This window comes from Bradyrhizobium sp. USDA 3397, from assembly GCF_054060965.1.
This window is the reverse complement of sequence record NZ_JBSSDS010000001.1, coordinates 7,121,231-7,138,621: the sequence shown is the minus strand read 5'-3', so window position 1 is coordinate 7,138,621 and position 17,391 is coordinate 7,121,231. Positions and strand designations below refer to the sequence as shown.

Below are 17,391 nucleotides of genomic sequence, written 5' to 3'. Positions count from 1 at the left end.
TCACCCGCGCCTTCGGCGCGACCTCTCCCACAAGCGGGAGAGGTTGGGACCGTCAGGCCGCCTCGGAGCCGCCGAGATAGGCGTCGCGGATGCGGGGGTCGTCCTTCAGTGCGCGCGCGGGGCCAGACAGCACGATCTTGCCGGTCTGCAGCACATAGGCCTCGTGCGCGATCTCGAGCGCGAGGCTGGCGTTCTGCTCGACCATGAACACCGAGACGCCCGCCTGGTTGATGCTGCGGATCAGCTCCAGCACGCGATCGACATAAAGCGGCGACAGGCCCATGGTCGGCTCGTCCATCACGATCATGCGCGGGCGGCTCATCAGCGCACGCGCCATCGCCACCATCTGCTGCTCGCCGCCGGACAGCGAGCCGGCGCGCTGCGACAGCCGCTGGCCGAGCTTCGGGAACAGCGTCAGCATCCTGTCGAGATCCTGCGCTATGGCGTCGCGGTCGTTGCGCACGAAGGCGCCCATCAGGATGTTCTCGCGCACGCTCATGTCGGCGAACAGCCGCCGCGCCTCCGGCACCGAGGCGATGCCGCGGCGGACGATCTGCGGCGTGGTGAGCCCGATCAGCGAAGCGCCGTCGAACGTCACCTCGCCCGATCGGGGCTTCACCAGGCCTAAGATGATCTTCATCGTCGTCGACTTGCCGCTCGCATTGCCGCCGAGCAGGCAGACGATGTGGCCGCGCGCGACCGTGATCGACAGGTCGAAATGCACCTGGGCCTGGCCGTAGAAGGTGTTGACATCAGACAAAGCCAGCAGCGGTTCGGGAGTAGAGTTCGTCATGCCGCGCTCTCCTGCTCCGCCGCCCCTGATAGCCCGTGACCGAGATAGGCCTCGATCACCTTGGGATCGGTTCGCACCTGCTCGCCCGGCCCTTCCGCGATCTTCTTGCCCTCGTCCATGACGATGACGCGGTCGGACAGGCGCATCACCATCTCCAGCTTGTGCTCGATCAGCAGGATGGTCAGCCCTTCGGCTTTCAATTCGGCGACGAGCCCCTGCATCTCCGCGGTCTCGGTCGGGTTCATGCCGGCGGTGGGCTCGTCGAGCAGAAGCAGCCGCGGCTTCAGCGCGAGCGCACGCGCGATCTCGACGCGGCGGCGGTTGGCATAGGAGAGGCTATAGGCGGGCTGGTCGATGCGCGGCAGCAGCCGCTCGCCGAAACGGGCGAGGATCGCTTTGACCTCCTCACGCAGCCGCTCTTCCTCGGCCCTGACGCGCGAGGGACGCAGCAGGGCCAGACCCAATTCCAGCAGCGGACCGATCACCGGCACGGCCGGCTTCACGGCGCGCAGCCGCGTGTGCGCGCCGATCAGGACATTGTCCATGACGCTGAGATTGCCGAACACGCGGCCGAGCTGAAAGGTGCGCGCGATGCCTTCGGCCGCGAGCCGCTCCGGGGACAGGCCGGTGATGTCCTGCCCTTCGAAGCTGACGGTGCCGGCATCGGGCCGGTCAAGCCCGGTGACGAGATTGAACAGCGTCGTCTTGCCGGCGCCGTTCGGGCCGATGATGCTGATCAGTTCGCCCTTGGCGAGATCGAGGTCGATCGTATCGACCGCGGTGAGGCCGCCGAAACGGCGCGTCAGGCCGCGCAGGGACAGCATGGCGTGAAGCTGCTTCTCCATCAGACCGTTCCCAACAGGCCCTGCGGCCTGAACCGCACCAGCAGCAAGAGAACGATGCCGTAGATCAGGATGCGATACTCCGCCGCGATCCGGAACACCTCCGGCAGGCCGACCAGCGCGACCGACCCGACAATCGCGCCGACGACGTTGCCGAGGCCGCCGAGGATCACGACGGTCAGCGCCAGGATGGATTGCTGCGTGTTGAAGGTCTCGTGGTTGATGTAGGAATAAAGATGCGCGGCGATGCCGCCGCTGACGCCGGCGGCGAAGCCGCCGAAGATGAAGGCGATCGACTTGTAGCGATTCAGGCTGAGGCCATAGGCGCGCGCGGCGATGTCGTCGTCACGGATGGCACGAAAGCTGCGGCCGAGATGCGAGGTGAGCAGCCGCCCCTGCAGCAGCGCCAGCACGACCATCACCGCAAGGCTGAACCAATAGACCGAGGTCGGGCTGATCAGGTCATAGCCGAATAGAGCCAGCGGCGGAATGCCGGAGATGCCGATCGGGCCGCGCGTCACGCTCTCCCAGTTCAGGATCACCAGCGCCACGATCTCGCCGATCGCGAGCGTCGCGATCGACACGTAATGCCCGCGCAGGCGGAAGGACGGCGAGATCAGGAGCGTGCCGAGCGCGGCGCTCATCAGGCCACCACCGATGACGGCAAGTCCGGCCGGAACGGCCAGCGTCAGCGACAGCAATGCGGAGGTGTAGGCGCCGATCGCAAGCAGCGCAGCATGCCCGAGCGAGACCTGCCCCATCGTGCCCGCAACCAGCGTCAGGCTGAGCGCGAGCATGCCGAGCAGCCAGGCGTTGATCAGGGTCTGGAGCACGTAGAAGGACACCGGAAACAGCGGCAGGATCGCAAAGCCGGCAACGGCGGCCAACAGCGCCCAGCGCGGAATATTCACCGGGCGGCTCGGCGCGATGAACGTGCCGGTGAGCGGCTCGGGCGGCGCCTGCCGTGCGCTGACGAACAGGCCGTTCGGCCGCAGCACGAGCACGACGACGAGCAGCAGGAACGCGAACAAATTGCGGTAGCTGGTGCCGAGCACGGCGACGCCGTAGCTCTCGACGAGGCCCAGCAGCAGGCTGCCGATCACCGCGCCCGGCACGTTGCCGGCGCCGCCGACGACTTCCGCGACGACGCCCTTGAGCGTCGCCTGAAGGCTCATCGCCGTATCGATCTGGTTGTAGTACATGCCGACCAGCATGCCGGAGACGCCGCCCAGCGCCGCCGCGATACCGAACACGGCTTGATTGACCCGGTTGACGTCGACGCCCATCTGCATGGCGGCGTCGCGGTCCTGCGCGGTGGCACGCACGGCCCAGCCGAGCTTGGTGTAGCGCAGGAACACGAACAGCAGCAGCGCACTGGTGAGGCCGACGCCGGCAATGAGCAGATCAAGCGGCCCAATCGTCCCGCCACCGACCTGGAAGCGGACATCGGGCAACTGGCTCGGCAACGCGCGCGGATTGGGCGAGAAGATCAGCATCACCAATTGATCAAGCACGAAGCTGATGCCGATGGTCGCGAGCAGCGGCGCGATCCGCACCGAGTTCTGCAGCGGCCGCAGACCGAACCGCTCGATGATCAGACCGACGATCGCCGCGGCCACGGCGACCACGATGATGGTGAGAGACAGCGGCGTGTGCAGCAGCACCACCGCGATCCAGCCGATATAGGCGCCGACCAGATAGATCGAGCCTTGCGCGAAGTTGATCAGCCGGCTGACGCCGAAGATCAGCGCGAGCCCGACTGCAACGAGCGCGTAGACATTGCCGACGATCAGCCCGTTGATGGTGTGGTCGAGCCAGGAGGACACGCAGCATTCCTAATCAGGGAGAAAGCGGCCGGAGCGATCGCTTCGGCCATCACATCAGGTCGGCTTGCCGTCCCACAGCGCGAACTGGCCCTTGCGCACGACGAGTTCGGCGTTCATGGCGCCCTTGACGCGGCGGCTCTCGACGTCGAACGTCGCCTTTCCGAAGATGACGCTGGAGACGTCCTTCACCTTGGCGAAGGCATCGCGAATGGCGCGGCGGTCGGTGCCGCCGATCTTCACCACGGCAGCGGCCATGTTCATCGCATCATAGGAATAGGCGTTGAAGGCGTCGGGCTCCTGCCCGTTGTACTTGGCCTTGAAGCCCTCGATGAACTTCCTCACCTCGGGCCGCGGATCTTGCGGGAAATAGCGCGTGCCGAGATGGACGTCCTCGACCGCCTCGCCCCCGAGCTCGATGAATTTCGGCGAGTACACCGAGCTGGCCGCGCAGATCGTCTGCTTCAGGCCGACCTGGCGCGCCTGGCGCGCGATCAGCGCGCCGTCGGAATAATAGGAGATCAGGATCAGCCCGTCCGGGCTGGCGTCGCGCACGCGCACCAGGGTAGAGCGGAAGTCGCGTTCCTCGGCGATGTAGCCCTCGGTGATCGCGACCTCGGCGCCGTATTCCTTGGCCGCCTTGACGAAATGATCGCGGCTGGTGCGGCCCCAATCGGTGTTGAGGTGCAGCACCGCAAGCTTCTTCAGGCCGAGCCGCCTGACGGCGTAGGACGCCAGCAGCGGCTGCTCGTCGGCCTGGCTCACGGACGTGCTCCACATGAAGTCACCGCCCTTGGTGAAGTCGGGGTGCGAATTGGTGAAGCCGAACTGCACCAGGCCGCCGCGCTGATAGATCGGGGAGGCCGCCATCGAGGCGGGACTGGAGAAATCGCCGAGCTCCATGACGATGCGAGGATCGGAGACGAATTTCTGGGCGATCGCGACCGACTGGCGCGGATCGCTCTGGCTGTCCTCGAACTGGTAGGCGAGCTTGCGGCCGTTGATGCCGCCGGCGGCGTGAATCTCGTCGAGCGCGAGATCAAAGCCCTGCTTCCACTGCGCGCCATATTGCGCGTTCGGTCCCGTGAGGGGGCCGCTGACCCCGAGCAGGATCGGCTCGGCGGATTGCGCCAGTGCGGCGCGCGAGAAGGCTGTGCCCGCCATCATGGCGGCGAGCGAGCCTTTGACCAGGGTACGGCGATCGATGTTGCTCATTCACGGCTCCATCCATTCAATGTTGATACAGCAGCAATTCTCGTGCCGGTGAGATTGCCTATTTCGAGGGCTCGCCGAGCGACAGCATCAGCCGGTTCGCCCAGTTGAAGAACGCGGCGCCGTTGATGACGTCGACGATCTCGGCGTCGTCGAGATCGGCGCGGCGCAGCTCGGCGATATTGTCAGGCCCGAATGCGATCGGCGTTGCGGCCAACGCCACCGAGGCCTTGACCACCGCATTCCAGCGCTCGCCGAGATCGGCCCCAACGCCCTCGTCGAGCAGGCGCTGCACGTCGTCGCGGCGCTTGGAATAGGTGCTGGCGAAGCGCGCATGCACGGAGGCGCAATAGATGCAGCCGTTGAAGCGCGAGGTCGCGGCAGCGGCGAGCTCGCGCTCGGCGCGCGGTAGGCCGTCGGCGACGTTGTAGAAGATGTCCTTGTCGGTCTTGGTGCGGGCTTCCAGCACTTCGGGATCGCGCACCAAGAGACGAAAATATTCCGACTTGGCGCGGGCGCGGTCGACGAGGCCGGCGTAGTGCCGCTCGGTCAGCTCGGCCTCGGGCAGCGGGTCGATCCACGAGACCCAGCCGAGCTCGTCCTGGGTGAAGACGACGGGCGGATTGACAGTGCTCATGATTGGGCCTCCTACGCGCTTGCGGCGGCGAGCGTGCGCAAGCCGCTGACGACGCGCACCTGGAACGACAGGAATGCAACGAGCTGGGACAACGTGACGATGCCGGTGGCCGACCAGCCGGCAGCCAGCAGCGCCTTCATGTCGGCGGACGCGGCATCGCGCGGGTGGAAGACAAGGAGATGCGCGTGCTCCAATGCTGCGACTAGCCTGGGGCCGAGGACAGGCTTGCGCTCCGCGCTGACGCGATAGATCAAGCCGGCCTTGTTCTCGATCGACAACGGACCGGCCGGATAGGCGCCGTATGGACCCGAAGTCTTGCCGCGCTCGATCTCGGCGTTGATCGCATCGAGCAGAGGCGCGCCATCCGCGTTTGCGGCGAGCTTGTCGCGATAGAAGGCGGCAACGGGGGACTCGCCGTGGAGCCCGGTCACGAAGGCCGCGACCGCGGCGCGTTCGGTACGCGAAATATCGCCGGCGTCGACCGGCTCGAACAAAGCGAGATAGCTCTTCTGCGCATTCTCGCGCGCCTGCAGGCGGCGCGCGCGGATGGCGTCGAGCGTGGAGCCGGGCTCGATGCCGGCGAGCGTGTCGATGATATCTTTCGGTGCCATCATTCAGCCTCGTGCAACGCGACTCTATTCATTTCCGGCTAGCCTGCGAGGGCAACGTCTTTGGCGGCCGTCCGGGCCCAGCCCAGCACTGGGGCGACCTTGTCGGCGACGAGCTCGATCGAGCGCAGGACGTAAGGATGCGGCGCATCCACTGAATGTACCTGAAAGACGAGATCGGTCACCCGTTCCAGCGTGGACTCGGCACGAAGCGAGGCGATGACGTGGTCGGCATCGCCGACATGGGTGTCGAACGCGGTGATCATCTCTTCCAGTGTCTCGCCCGGCGGAAGGTGTCCGCCCTTCATGAATTGCGGCAGCGCGCGGCGCAGTCCGATATCGGCGAGGCGCAGCGCCTCGCGATGGTCGTCGGCAACGAAGATGCTGCGCGAGGCCATGATGCGCGGCTCGCAGCCCGGCGGCAGCGCTGAGAGATAGGCGTCGATGATCGGGTTCTGGATTTCGGCGAGCGTCGCGTTCGGCGCATCCTTGGCCCGCGGCTGCGTGCGCGAGAGCAGGAGGCCGTCGCCGGCCTTGCCTGCGCGGGCGCCGCCGGCAACGGAGAACGTCGCCTGCCAGATGCGCTTATCCAGTTGCGGCCGCTGCGGATAGAGCGTGTCGCCGCCATCGAGCGGCTTGCCGGTCAGGGCCTTGCGCACGATGTCCAGATTGCGGGCAAAGATCTCGTTGCGCTGGGCGCTGTCGAGGCCGAAGGCGGCGAAGGCCGACGGGTTGCCGCCGGTGCCGACGCCGAGCTCGAAGCGGCCGTTGCAGAGGAGATCCAGCACCGCGGCGTCCTCCGCCACCCGCACCGCGTTCTCCAGCGGCAGGGTGACGATGCCGGTGCCGAGGCGGATGCGCGAGGTCTGCGCGGCGACATAACCCAGGAACGTGAAGGGCGATGGCAGGCCGCCCTCGCGCTCATGGAAATGATGCTGCGCGATCCACGCGGAATCGAGCCCGGCCTTTTCGGCGCGCACGATCTGCTCGGCGGCGAAGCGATAGCGGTCCGCCGCCGGCGCCTCGTCGAGCAGCCGCGTGAAGAAGCCCAGGCGTTTCAGGTTGGCAAAGCGTTTCATACGATCCCTGTCGGGCGAGGATGGGTCCCGATGATGTCGGTTGCCGCAGCTCCCGACAAGCGGGCATTACGCAGGGCACATACGCAAGATTCCTGCGCAAGGCTGATCGCAAGGCTGCCCGCCGGATCGCCTTGATGTGGACTCTGGGCAGGCAGATTGCCTACCAGCTCGGCAGCACCGCGCCCTTGAACTTGGTCAGGACGAACTCCTTGACTTCAGGCGTGTGATAGCTGTCCACGAGGATCTTGACCCAAGGCTTGTCCTTGTCGGCGCTGCGCACCGCGATCAGGTTGACATAGGGCCCCTTCGGATCCTCGCGCAGGATCGGATCCTTGACCGGATCGAGGCCCGCCTGGGTTGCATAGTTGGTGTTGATCGCGGCGGCATCGACGTCGTCGAGCGCGCGCGGTGCCTGCGCCGCGTCGACCTCGATGAACTTCAGCTTCTTGGGATTGTCGGTGATGTCGAGCACGGTCGGCTTGAAGCCGGTGCCGTCCTTCAGCTTGATCACGCCCTTGTCGCGCAGCAGCAGCAGCACGCGGCCGCCATTGGTTGGATCGTTCGGGATCGAGACCTTGCCGCCCGCGGGGATGTCGCCGAAGGCCTTGTGCTTCTTCGAATAGACGCCGATCGGGAAGTTCACGGTCAGGCCGACGGATTCGATCTTGTAGCCGCGGTCGGCCTTCTGGTTGTCCAGGTAAGGCTGGTTCTGGAACGAATTAGCCTGGATCTCGCCGGCATCGAGCGCCGCGTTCGGCACCACGTAATCGGAGAACTCCAGGAGCTGGATGTCGAGGCCCTGCTTGGCGGCGATCGGCTTCACGGCTTCGAGGATCTGCGCATGCGGCCCGGGCGTCACGCCGATCTTGATGGTCTCGGCCGCGGCTGCGGCGGACCATGCGGCCAGCACGGCAGAGAGAATCAGGGGAAAGCGAAACGACATCTTGGTCTCCTTAGGTCTTGCGGCAACGGAACCGTATTCCCTTTTCTGCGATGCGAAATCAATGAAATGGAAATCCATATTGGGCGCGGCTCGGGGCCAGCCTTTCTCCAATCGGCCGCAAACGGAAAACGAATGCAGAGTGCGACAAAGTGCGCGCGTAACCCGGACGAAGCGCCGCGCAAGCAGGGCTGCTGCCGCTCGTGGCAAGAAGCCCGGATTGCACTTTCGTTCCATCCGCAGCCGGGCCGGCGTCCTTCTCTTTGACTCCACCACGCCCGACGTGCTGAGTTAGCGCGCACTGAGCCGGTGGCGACGAAGTGGGGATCATCCAATGAACGAGAACGAAATCCGCAATCTGGTCGCAGAGGTGAAGCAAGGCACGCTGTCGCGGCGCTCGTTCATCAGGACAATGGCCGCGGTCGGAATCGCAGCGCCGATCGCGAGCCAAATCCTGGTCTGGCACGACGTCGCAATGGCTGACGCCACGCTGCCGTACAAGCCGGCCAAGGCCGGCGGCGGCGGCACGCTCAAGATGCTGCTCTGGCAGGCGCCCACGCTGCTCAATCCGCATTTCGCGCTCGGCACCAAGGACCAGATCGCCTCGCGCATCTTCTTCGAGCCGCTCGCCGGCTGGGACAAGGAGGGCAACCTCATCCCCTGCCTCGCCGCCGAGGCTCCGACCAAGGCGAACGGCGGCCTTGCGGCCGACGGCATGAGCGTGATCTGGAAGCTGAAGCGAGGCGTGACCTGGCATGACGGCAAGCCCTTCAGCGCCGACGACGTCGTCTTCACCTGGCAATACGCCGCAGATCTCGCCACCGCGGCCTACACCACGGGCTCCTACAAGGACATCAAGGTCGAGAAGATCGACGACCACACCGTCAAGGTGATCTTCCGGGCGCCGACGCCGTTCTGGGCCGATCCGTTCGTCGGCTCGGTCGGGATGATCCTGCCGAAGCATCATTTCGGCGAGTATGTCGGGGCCAAGTCGCGTGAAGCGCCGGGCAATCTGAAGCCGGTCGGCACCGGCCCGTACAAATTCGTCGAGTTCAAGCCGGGCGACATGATCCGCGCCGAGCGCAATCCCGACTATCACATCAAGAACCAGCCGCATTTCGATATGCTCGAGATCAAGGGCGGCGGCGATGCGGTGTCTGCGGCGCGCGCCGTGCTGCAGACCGGCGAATACGACTTTGCCTGGAACATGCAGGTGGAGGAGGAGGTCCTCAAGCGCATGGAGGCCGGCGGCAAGGGCAAGCTCGACATCACGCCTTCCGGCAATGTCGAGTTCATCATCCTCAACACGACCGACCCCTGGACCGAGGTCGACGGCGAGCGCTCGAGCGTCAAGACCAAGCATCCGACGCTGTCCGATCCCGCCGTTCGACGCGCCATCAATGTTCTGATCGACCGCGATTCGATCCAGAAGTTCATCTACGGACGCGCCGCCATCGCCACCGCGAGCTTCGTCAACGCGCCCAAGCAGTTCAAGTCGCCGAAGCTGAAATACGAGTTCGACATCGACAAGGCCAACAAGATCCTCGACGAGGCCGGCTGGACCAAGGGCGCGGACGGCATCCGGGAGAAGGACGGCAAGAAGCTCAAATACGTATTCCAGACCTCGACCAACGCGCCGCGCCAGAAGACGCAGGCCATCATCAAGCAGGCGTGCCAGAAGGCCGGCATCGACATCGAGATCAAGGCGGTCACCGCCTCCGTGTTCTTCTCATCCGACGTCGGCAATCCCGACACCTACTCGAAATTCTATGCCGATATGGAGATGTACAACACCACGCAGCCGCAGCCCGATCCGGAGCGCCTCTTGAACCAGTGCGTGTCCTGGGAGATCGCCACCAAGGACAACAAATGGCTCGGCCGCAACAATTCGCGCTATTCCGATCCCGAAGCCGACAAGGCCTACAAGGCCGCGCAGAACGAACTCGATCCGGTCAAGCGCGCCGCGCTGCTGATGAAGGTCGACGAGATCTTCTGCGAGGCCAACGTGTTCCTGCCCCTGCTCTCGCGCCACGTCGTCAACGCCGGCGCCAACAATTTGATGATCGACATCTCCGGCTGGGACACCATCACGTGGAACCTGGCGGCGTGGTATCGGACCTGAGGGGCTCGTGAGCGCGCCTATGGTTGCAGCGCAGCGCGGGATTCAGATCGCGATGCCGAATCCCGTCCACTGTGTGCTCCAGATCACAGCGGAATCGCGCACCATCGCCTACAAAGATCGGGCATGGCCGCAAACAAGGTAACGGCGGTACGCACGAGGCTGGGAAGACGATCAACAGCTACGGACTTTGCGAAGCCGTCAGGATGAAGAATCCGGCGGCTTTTTCCTTGCTTTGCGCGAGCGGCACCCGCGAGACCGCGTGCAGCGGGCACGGATCCCGCCTGGCGCTATGAAGCGCCCGAGCCCTTCTTCTCCTCACGCTCTTCCTCGATCTGGCGTTCGGCTTCGAGCCAGAACTCCAACTCGCGATTGATCGGCCGTCCCGCCTGCTCCCAGAGCTCATAGGCGCGTGTGCGCACCTTGCCACGGCGCATCATGCGAAGCAGCTTTCGTTTCAGTTCCTCGGCGAAGCTCCTGAAGCGTTGCCCGGTGGTTTCGTCCCTGACGAGCGAAGCCGCTCGCGTTGCGAGTTCGATCTGGTGCTCTAGCTTCTTCTGTTCGTCCACCGCCGAAACTGCCGTGGGAAAGGGTTCTTGTCGGAGCCGTGCGGAGACTAAATTCCCTTCCCCGACGGTCCGTTCCCTGAGGTGCGGCGTTTCGGAAAGGACGAAGGTCGCACCATCAGTCCAGCCGAAGCCGCCGGCGCCGCTAGTGCCACGTCGTGTCGGCTTCGACGACCACCACCCTGATTTCAGGATCCTCAGTCGTGTTGCAGGTGCAGGGCATGCCCTCGCCGCAGCGGCAGCCGCCGAGCTTCTCGCTCCAGACCCGGAGCGGATGGTTTTCGCAGACCCATCCAAGACCTTGGCAGAATGGGCAGGCCTTGTCGGTCACAGCGTATCCGGCGTCCGCAGCGTGTTCGACCCGTCCTCGTTGCGCAGCTCCTGCTCCGCCGCGTGCCAAAATTCCTCCTCGCGGCCTTCGGGCTTGCCCGCCTGCTCCCACAATTGGTGCGCGCGTTCTCTGATCTCTTGCTCGGTCGGCTCGGACAATTGCACCTCCTGCTTGGAAGCACGGCCCCACCCTGGGGGGTATGGGGGGCTTGGAGGCGGGGCCGTGCAGGCCAGCGATCGGCGGCGATGCTGACCCGCGGAGTCAAGTTTCAACCATGTGCAAGAGTTCCTACACGTCTGCCCGTGCCGGATGGCCGGCTTGTCCCGGGGCGTGCATGCCTTTCCACCCGGCATTGCGCCGATGTCGGATGCACGTGGGCCGTTACGTCATCCGAACCCAGACGCCATTACCCGCGGACGACTTCACCGCAGCATCGATCAACTTCACGCCGGCAAGGCCATCCTCGACCGTCGGGAAGACGACATCGGGATGCGGCTTTTCACCGGCCGCTGCCGCGCGGATGGCGCGCGCCGCCTCGGCATAGATCGTTGCGAAGCCTTCAAGGTAGCCCTCGGGGTGCCCCGATGGAATGCGGCTAACGCGGGCGGCCTCGCCCGATGCGCCGGCCCCGCCGCGGGTCAGGAGCTGCCTGGGCTTGCCGTAGGGTGTGAACCACAGGTGGTTCGGATTCTCCTGCGCCCATTCGAGGCCGCCTTTGCTGCCGTAGACGCGCAGCGTGAGCCCATTCTCATTACCGACGGCAACCTGGCTCGCCCACAGCATGCCCTTGGCGCCGCCCTTCCACTTGAGGAGAATTTGCACATCATCGTCGAGCCGCCGCCCCTCGACGAAGGTCGACAATTGGGCAAGCAATTCGTCGAGCTCGAGCCCGGTGACGAAGCAGGCAAGATTGTAAGCATGGGTGCCGATGTCGCCGATGCACCCGCCGGCGCCGGACCGGGACGGGTCGGTGCGCCACGCCGCCTGCTTCTGGCCGCTGGTTTCCAATGGCTCGGTCAGCCAATCCTGCAGATACTCGACCTTGACGAGACGGATCTCGCCGAGATCGCCATTCGCGACTATGGCGCGCGCCTGCCGGACCATGGGATAGCCAGTGTAATTGTGCGTGACGACGAAGACCCTGCCGGTCTTCCTGACCAGCGCCACCAGTTCCTCGGCCTCTGCAACGGTCGTCGTCAGCGGCTTGTCGCAGATGACGTGGATGCCGGCTTCGAGGAAAGCTTTCGCGACCGGGCTGTGCAGGTGATTGGGTGTCACGATCGAGACCGCCTCGATGCCATCCGCTCTCGCCGCTTCAGCCCGCGCCATCTCCTCGAAAAAGCCATAGGCCCGGCCGTCAGCGATACCGAGCTCCTTTGCGGAAGTCTTGGCGCGAGCCGGATCCGACGCGAGCGCGCCGGCGACCAGCTCGAACTGGTCGTCGATGCGCGCGGCAATGCGGTGGACTGCACCGATGAAGGCGCCCTGGCCCCCGCCGACCATGCCGAGGCGGATACGGCGATGGCCGCCGGTTTCATTGCTTGCTTCGATCGCCATGTTGCACCCTCTCTTTTAGGAGATGCCGAGCATCTTGCGGTTGGCAGCCGCGTCAGCGCCGCTGCCTGCGAAATCGTCGAAAGCTTTCTCCGTCACCCGGATGATATGGTTTCGGATGAACTCGGCGCCCTCGGCCGCGCCTTGCTCGGGATGTTTCAGGGCACACTCCCACTCGAGCACCGCCCAGCTGTCGTAATCGTATTGCGTGAGCTTGGAGAAGATGGCGCCGAAATCGACTTGACCATCGCCGAGTGAGCGGAAGCGGCCGGCACGGTCGACCCAGCTCTGGAACCCGCCATAGACGCCCTGGCGACCGGTCGGATTGAATTCGGCGTCCTTGACGTGAAACGCCTTGATGCGCTGGTGGTAGATGTCGATGTAGTCGAGATAGTCGAGCTGTTGCAGCACGAAGTGCGAGGGATCGTAGAGCAGGGTCGCGCGCGGATGATTGTTCACCCGCTCGAGGAACATTTCGTAGGAGACACCGTCGTGGAGGTCCTCGCCAGGATGGATCTCATAGGCGAGATCGACACCGTGCTCGTCGGCATAGTCGAGGATAGGCCGCCAGCGCCTGGCGAGCTCATCGAAGGCAGTCTCGATCAGGCCGGCGGGACGCTGCGGCCAGGGATAGACATAGGGCCAGGCAAGCGCGCCGGAGAACGTCGCCTGCGTACTGAGCCCGAGCCGCCGGGACGCCAGGATGGCGCGCTTGACCTGATCGACGGCCCATTCCGTGCGGGCCTTGGAATTGCCACGCACGTCCGGCGCTGCGAAGCCGTCGAACGCCGCATCATAGGCCGGGTGAACGGCGACGAGTTGGCCTTGCAGATGGGTCGAAAGCTCGGTGATGGAAAGGCCGTGACGAGCCGCAATGCCCTTCACCTCGTCGGCATAGGCCTGAGACTCCGAGGCCTTGTTCAAGTCGAAGAGCCGCCCATCCCAACTCGGAATCTGAATCCCCTTGTAGCCAAAAGAGGCGGCCCATCCGCATATCGCATCGAGCGAATTGAACGGCGCCGCATCGCCAGCGAACTGAGCGAGGAATATCGCAGGCCCTTTGATCATCTTCATCGAGTGCTTCCTTCCTTGGACGTTTCCGGGGCGCGCTTTTCCGCGCACTTGGTTCGAGGATGCCGGCCATCAAGGGAGAGAGCAATACCGGACTATGCAACGAGAAAAGCTTCAAACGGCCGCAGGACAGATCCAGGCCGCAGCTTCATCGCTTCTGCAACACTGTGGAGAGCGCCGAACCATCGTTCAAAATCGAGAAGATTTCTCGCGAGGATAGATGCTCTGCGGCCTCCTCGAAAGTCTCGCTCGCATCGACCTTGGCACGGCCGACCGCCAGATTGGCGTCGACCGTGTCGGGTCTGATGGGACAAGGCGGCGGCAGCTGCGCGAGGTGGAAGGCCAGGAGCGCGGGGTCTTGGCGCAGCTCCACCAAGGCGGGGCTGCCCCCTAGGTCCGCGGACGCGCTGAGTTCGTTCGCTCGCCGCAGGACGGGAGGCGGCTCTCGTTCTTCCGGAGTGACAAACAATCTTCCGGAGACGGGCCTGGCGGTCAGCGCGCCTATGGGAACGGCGAACAGCAGCCCAACGATGACCGGCGACATCCAGAGCAGAAGCGGCAGCGAAACGGCGTAGGCGCTTGCAGCCATCGCAACGCCGCACAGGGTCGGAACGCCGTATTTGCGATAGAGCTCGCGCCGCTCCACCGTGCCGTCGTCGCGCCTTTGCGTCTGCCAGCCGGCATCGCGGCCGGCCAGAATCTCGATCACAGCGATCGACTGAAAGATCATCATCACCGGCGCCATCAGCGCGGACACGATGATCTCTGCGAGAACTCCGGCCGAAGCACGCAACGCGCCGCCGAACTGGCGTCTCATCGGGCCTCGCATCCAAACGAGCACGAGGCTGAGCAGCTTCGGCAACAGCAGCAACCCCATCGTGGCGACGAACACCCAGATCGCAAGCACGGGATCCTGGGCCGGCCAGGTCGGAAACAACGAGAACCCCTTCGGAAAATACTCCGGCCGCACGAAGCGAGCCTGCAGCGAGATCAGCATTCCCAGCAGCAGGAACAGCAGCCACAGCGGCGCCGTCAGATACGCTCCTATGCCCACCATGAAATGCACGCGCGATACCCAGTGGAGACCCCGCGCTGGCACGACAGCCAGATGCTGAAGATTGCCCTGACACCAGCGTCGGTCGCGCGCCGCGAAATCGAGCAGCGAAGGCGGCACCTCTTCGTAGCTTCCGCCGAGCGTCGGCAGCATGTAGATGCCCCACCCGGCGCGCCGCATCAGCGCAGCCTCGACGAAATCGTGGCTGAGGATGTGCCCGCCGAACGGCTTCCGTCCCCGAAGCTGCGGTAGCGCCGCCTCTTCAGCAAACGCCTTCACCCGGATGATCGCATTGTGGCCCCAGTAATTGCCTTCGGAGCCGTGCCACCAGGCGACGCCGGCGGCGATCATCGGTCCGTACAGGCGGCCCGCGAATTGCTGGACTCGGCTGAACAGGCTTCGTGCGTTGACGACCATGGGGAGCGTCTGAACGAGGCCGGCGCTCGGATTGCTCTCCATGGCATGGGCCAGTCGGACGATGGTCTGCCCGCTCATGAGACTGTCGGCGTCGAGCACGATCATGAAGTCGTAGGCGGCGCCGAACCGAGTGATCCACTCGGAGATGTTGCCGGCTTTCCGAGCCGTGTTGTCGGCTCGATGGCGATAGTACAGCCTTGGCGTTCCGACGGCTTGTCGCAGCGCGAGGAGCGCTTTTTCCTCGGCGACCCAGATGTCGGGATCGGTGGTGTCGCTCAGAACGTACCAGTCGAACAGCCTTCCTTGGGAGGTCGTCTCCAGGGATTCGATGATCGCGCGAAGCCGCGCCGTCAATCGGTGCGGATCTTCATTGTAGGTGGGAAGCAGCATGGCGGTGCGGCTTGCGATCGCAGGCAGCTCCTCGTCCGGCGCAAAGGCGCCCGGACGATGGGCCAGCAGCACGAAGAAGCCGGCCAGCGCGGAGGCGAACGAGAAGGCGACCCAGGCGAGCAAGACCAGGAAGAGCGCCAGCACCATGGCTTCAAGGATGGTGACGCCGCCGACCTGCAGCACGCGATACATCTCATATCCGCCGGCCCCGGTGAGCGCCGCCGTCGAGAGCAGGATGAGGCCGCGCCGCCAGGCCATGGCGGGGGCAACCGGCGCAGGAATACGGTCGGGCACCAGGCTTTTTCCGAGGTCGCCAGGAGCCATCGGAAGGGGGGCCTCCGTCGGCAGCAGGCGCTGGGTCGCGATATCGCCGACAACCGGCCGCGGTGCAGTGCTCAGGGTGCCCATCGGTAGACCCAGATTTCCGACAAAGGCTTGTCGCCTTCTGCCAGGAATGCCCGCAGCTCGATCGGCTCGCCTTTGACCCGGCACTGGAAGCTGAGCCGCCAGCCACCGGTGTAGGGATTGGGCTGCGTGACGATGTTCTTCACCTCGGACTTCTCCGCCGTCACCACGCCTTTGACAGCGGCAGGATCGACGCCCTTGAGGTTGTCGCCATGCAGATCGAGCACGAACAGGCGCGCATCTCCGCCCCTCGCCCCGATCCCGCTTCGCGTGAACCTGGCCAGCGAATGCGGCTTCGGGCTATCTGGCCCCCAATGCAGCCGATAGGTGTAGTTGTGTTCGCCCTTGGCCTGGAGCGGGCTTTTCGGCCGCCAGAATGCGGCGATGTTGTCGTGGATCTCCTCCTTGGTCGGAATCTCGAACAGCACGACGCCGCCCTCGCCCCAATCGCCGATCGGCTCCATCCAGAGACTTGGACGTTTTTCGAAACTGGATTCGATATCCTGGTAGGCGAAGAAGTTTCTTTCCCGCTGCATCAGCCCGAAGCCACGCGGATTGAGATCCTGGAAGGTGCTGATCTGGAGATCGTGGGGATTGCTGAGCGGCCGCCAGAGGCTTTCGCCCTTCCCGTTGAAGATCGCAAGGCCATCGGAATCGTGGACGGAGGGGCGGAAATCGTCGATGTCGTTGCGGTCGTTCGGACCATAAAAGAACATGCTGGTCATGGGCGCGAGACCGGCGCGCGGCATCTCGACGCGCGGGGTAGACCGACATTTCGACGTCGAAGACTGTCGTCTCCCCGGGGCGCACCGTGAACCGGTAGCTCGCGGCGCAGCTCTTGCTGTCGAGCAGAGCATGGATCACCAACGATGTCGCACCCGGCGCCGGCCGCTCGAGCCAGAAGGCCTTGAAGAGCGGAAATTCCTCGCCCTTGGCTTCGCCCGTATCGATCGAAAGTCCCCGGGCGGAGAGCCCGTACGTCTGCCCCTTGGCCACGGCGCGGAAATAGCTCGCGCCCAGGAAGACGCAGACCTCGTCGTAATAGTCGGGACGGTTCATCGGCGCATGGATGCGGAAGCCCGCGAATCCGAGATCGCTGTCCTCGAACGCCGGGACCTTCTCGCCGAAGGAGAAGTCCGCCTTGCGGTACTTGAGCTCGGATGCCTTTCCGTCCGCCACCTCGAAGATGTTCACCCTGTTCTTGTAGAAGAAGCCGCGGTGGAAGAACTGCGCCTCGAACGGAAGATTCTTGCCGCGCCAGAGCGCCCGCTCGGGCAAAAAGCGGATCGAACGATACTGATCGTAATCCAGGTCCTTCAATCCGCTCGGGAGCTTCTCGTCCGGCGCCTCGTAGGGCTTGCTCGCCAGCTTCCGTGCCAGGTCCCGCACGGTGGACGGACCGAACATGTCGTCCGAAGGCGCGGCCAGACTGCATCGGGGAGCGAGCAGCAACGCCGGCAGCACTGCCGACCCTTGAACAAGCTGGCGTCGGTTCACGTGCTCTCCCTACTCGCTACTGCTGCCCCGGCCAAGCAAACGACCATCACGCA

15 protein-coding genes and 1 pseudogene are annotated in these 17,391 nt (G+C 64.8%); 1 reads left to right on the top strand and 15 read right to left on the bottom strand.

Features of this window, described 5'->3' with window-relative positions:
- Positions 1 to 52 precede the first annotated feature (52 nt).
- The 8 genes from ACVWYQ_RS33095 to ACVWYQ_RS33060 all read right to left on the bottom strand — a co-directional run bounded on the left by ACVWYQ_RS33095 (position 53) and on the right by ACVWYQ_RS33060 (position 7,937).
- Complete coding sequence (locus ACVWYQ_RS33095) at positions 53 to 793, bottom strand: ABC transporter ATP-binding protein (protein ID WP_404543260.1); 741 nt, start codon at positions 791 to 793, stop codon at positions 53 to 55.
- Complete coding sequence (locus ACVWYQ_RS33090) at positions 790 to 1,638, bottom strand: ABC transporter ATP-binding protein (protein ID WP_198399649.1); 849 nt, start codon at positions 1,636 to 1,638, stop codon at positions 790 to 792. The genes ACVWYQ_RS33095 and ACVWYQ_RS33090 overlap by 4 nt, the downstream gene beginning before the upstream one ends.
- Positions 1,638 to 3,461, bottom strand: coding sequence for an ABC transporter permease (locus ACVWYQ_RS33085; protein ID WP_456726968.1), 1,824 nt, complete (start codon positions 3,459 to 3,461; stop codon positions 1,638 to 1,640). The genes ACVWYQ_RS33090 and ACVWYQ_RS33085 overlap by 1 nt, the downstream gene beginning before the upstream one ends.
- A gap of 54 nt (positions 3,462 to 3,515) precedes the next feature.
- A complete protein-coding gene (locus tag ACVWYQ_RS33080; RefSeq protein WP_275497129.1) occupies positions 3,516 to 4,673 on the bottom strand; it encodes an ABC transporter substrate-binding protein in 1,158 nt (385 codons plus the stop codon).
- Between the two features lie 58 nt (positions 4,674 to 4,731).
- On the bottom strand, positions 4,732 to 5,307 hold the full coding sequence (locus ACVWYQ_RS33075) for an alkylhydroperoxidase domain protein (RefSeq protein ID WP_404543262.1): 576 nt from the start codon (positions 5,305 to 5,307) through the stop codon (positions 4,732 to 4,734).
- Between the two features lie 11 nt (positions 5,308 to 5,318).
- Positions 5,319 to 5,918 carry a CMD domain protein gene (locus ACVWYQ_RS33070; RefSeq protein ID WP_442869322.1) on the bottom strand — a complete coding sequence of 200 codons (600 nt, stop codon included), beginning with the start codon at positions 5,916 to 5,918 and terminating at the stop codon, positions 5,319 to 5,321.
- 38 nt (positions 5,919 to 5,956) lie between these two features.
- Positions 5,957 to 6,994, bottom strand: a complete 1,038-nt coding sequence (locus tag ACVWYQ_RS33065; RefSeq protein ID WP_271542108.1) for a putative FMN-dependent luciferase-like monooxygenase — start codon at positions 6,992 to 6,994, stop codon at positions 5,957 to 5,959.
- 160 nt (positions 6,995 to 7,154) lie between these two features.
- Positions 7,155 to 7,937, bottom strand: a complete 783-nt coding sequence (locus ACVWYQ_RS33060; protein ID WP_271542109.1) for a MetQ/NlpA family ABC transporter substrate-binding protein — start codon at positions 7,935 to 7,937, stop codon at positions 7,155 to 7,157.
- A gap of 331 nt (positions 7,938 to 8,268) precedes the next feature.
- On the opposite strand from ACVWYQ_RS33060, the gene ACVWYQ_RS33055 reads away from it, so the two are divergent.
- Entirely contained in the window at positions 8,269 to 10,056 is a 1,788-nt protein-coding gene (locus ACVWYQ_RS33055; RefSeq protein WP_157281966.1) for a peptide ABC transporter substrate-binding protein, read from the top strand.
- A gap of 287 nt (positions 10,057 to 10,343) precedes the next feature.
- Here the strand turns inward: ACVWYQ_RS33055 and ACVWYQ_RS33050 are convergent, their stop codons facing one another.
- The 7 genes and pseudogenes from ACVWYQ_RS33050 to ACVWYQ_RS33020 form a co-directional block, all read right to left on the bottom strand.
- Entirely contained in the window at positions 10,344 to 10,622 is a 279-nt protein-coding gene (locus ACVWYQ_RS33050; RefSeq protein ID WP_404543264.1) for a DUF2934 domain-containing protein, read from the bottom strand.
- A gap of 142 nt (positions 10,623 to 10,764) precedes the next feature.
- On the bottom strand, positions 10,765 to 10,950 hold the full coding sequence (locus ACVWYQ_RS33045) for a hypothetical protein (protein WP_246732151.1): 186 nt from the start codon (positions 10,948 to 10,950) through the stop codon (positions 10,765 to 10,767).
- Complete coding sequence (locus ACVWYQ_RS33040) at positions 10,947 to 11,108, bottom strand: DUF2934 domain-containing protein (RefSeq protein WP_157281972.1); 162 nt, start codon at positions 11,106 to 11,108, stop codon at positions 10,947 to 10,949. Before ACVWYQ_RS33040 ends, ACVWYQ_RS33045 begins: the two co-directional genes overlap by 4 nt.
- Positions 11,109 to 11,331: 223 nt before the next feature.
- Positions 11,332 to 12,507, bottom strand: coding sequence for a Gfo/Idh/MocA family protein (locus ACVWYQ_RS33035; RefSeq protein WP_271542111.1), 1,176 nt, complete (start codon positions 12,505 to 12,507; stop codon positions 11,332 to 11,334).
- Between the two features lie 15 nt (positions 12,508 to 12,522).
- Positions 12,523 to 13,578: a sugar phosphate isomerase/epimerase family protein gene (locus ACVWYQ_RS33030; RefSeq protein WP_271542112.1), complete on the bottom strand. Its 1,056-nt coding sequence runs from the start codon at positions 13,576 to 13,578 to the stop codon at positions 12,523 to 12,525.
- 145 nt (positions 13,579 to 13,723) lie between these two features.
- Positions 13,724 to 15,844 carry a glucans biosynthesis glucosyltransferase MdoH gene (gene mdoH, locus ACVWYQ_RS33025; protein ID WP_456726967.1) on the bottom strand — a complete coding sequence of 707 codons (2,121 nt, stop codon included), beginning with the start codon at positions 15,842 to 15,844 and terminating at the stop codon, positions 13,724 to 13,726.
- Positions 15,832 to 17,248: pseudogene (locus tag ACVWYQ_RS33020) on the bottom strand (glucan biosynthesis protein G). The gene mdoH and the pseudogene ACVWYQ_RS33020 overlap by 13 nt, the downstream one beginning before the upstream one ends.
- Between the last annotated feature and the right edge of the window lie 143 nt (positions 17,249 to 17,391).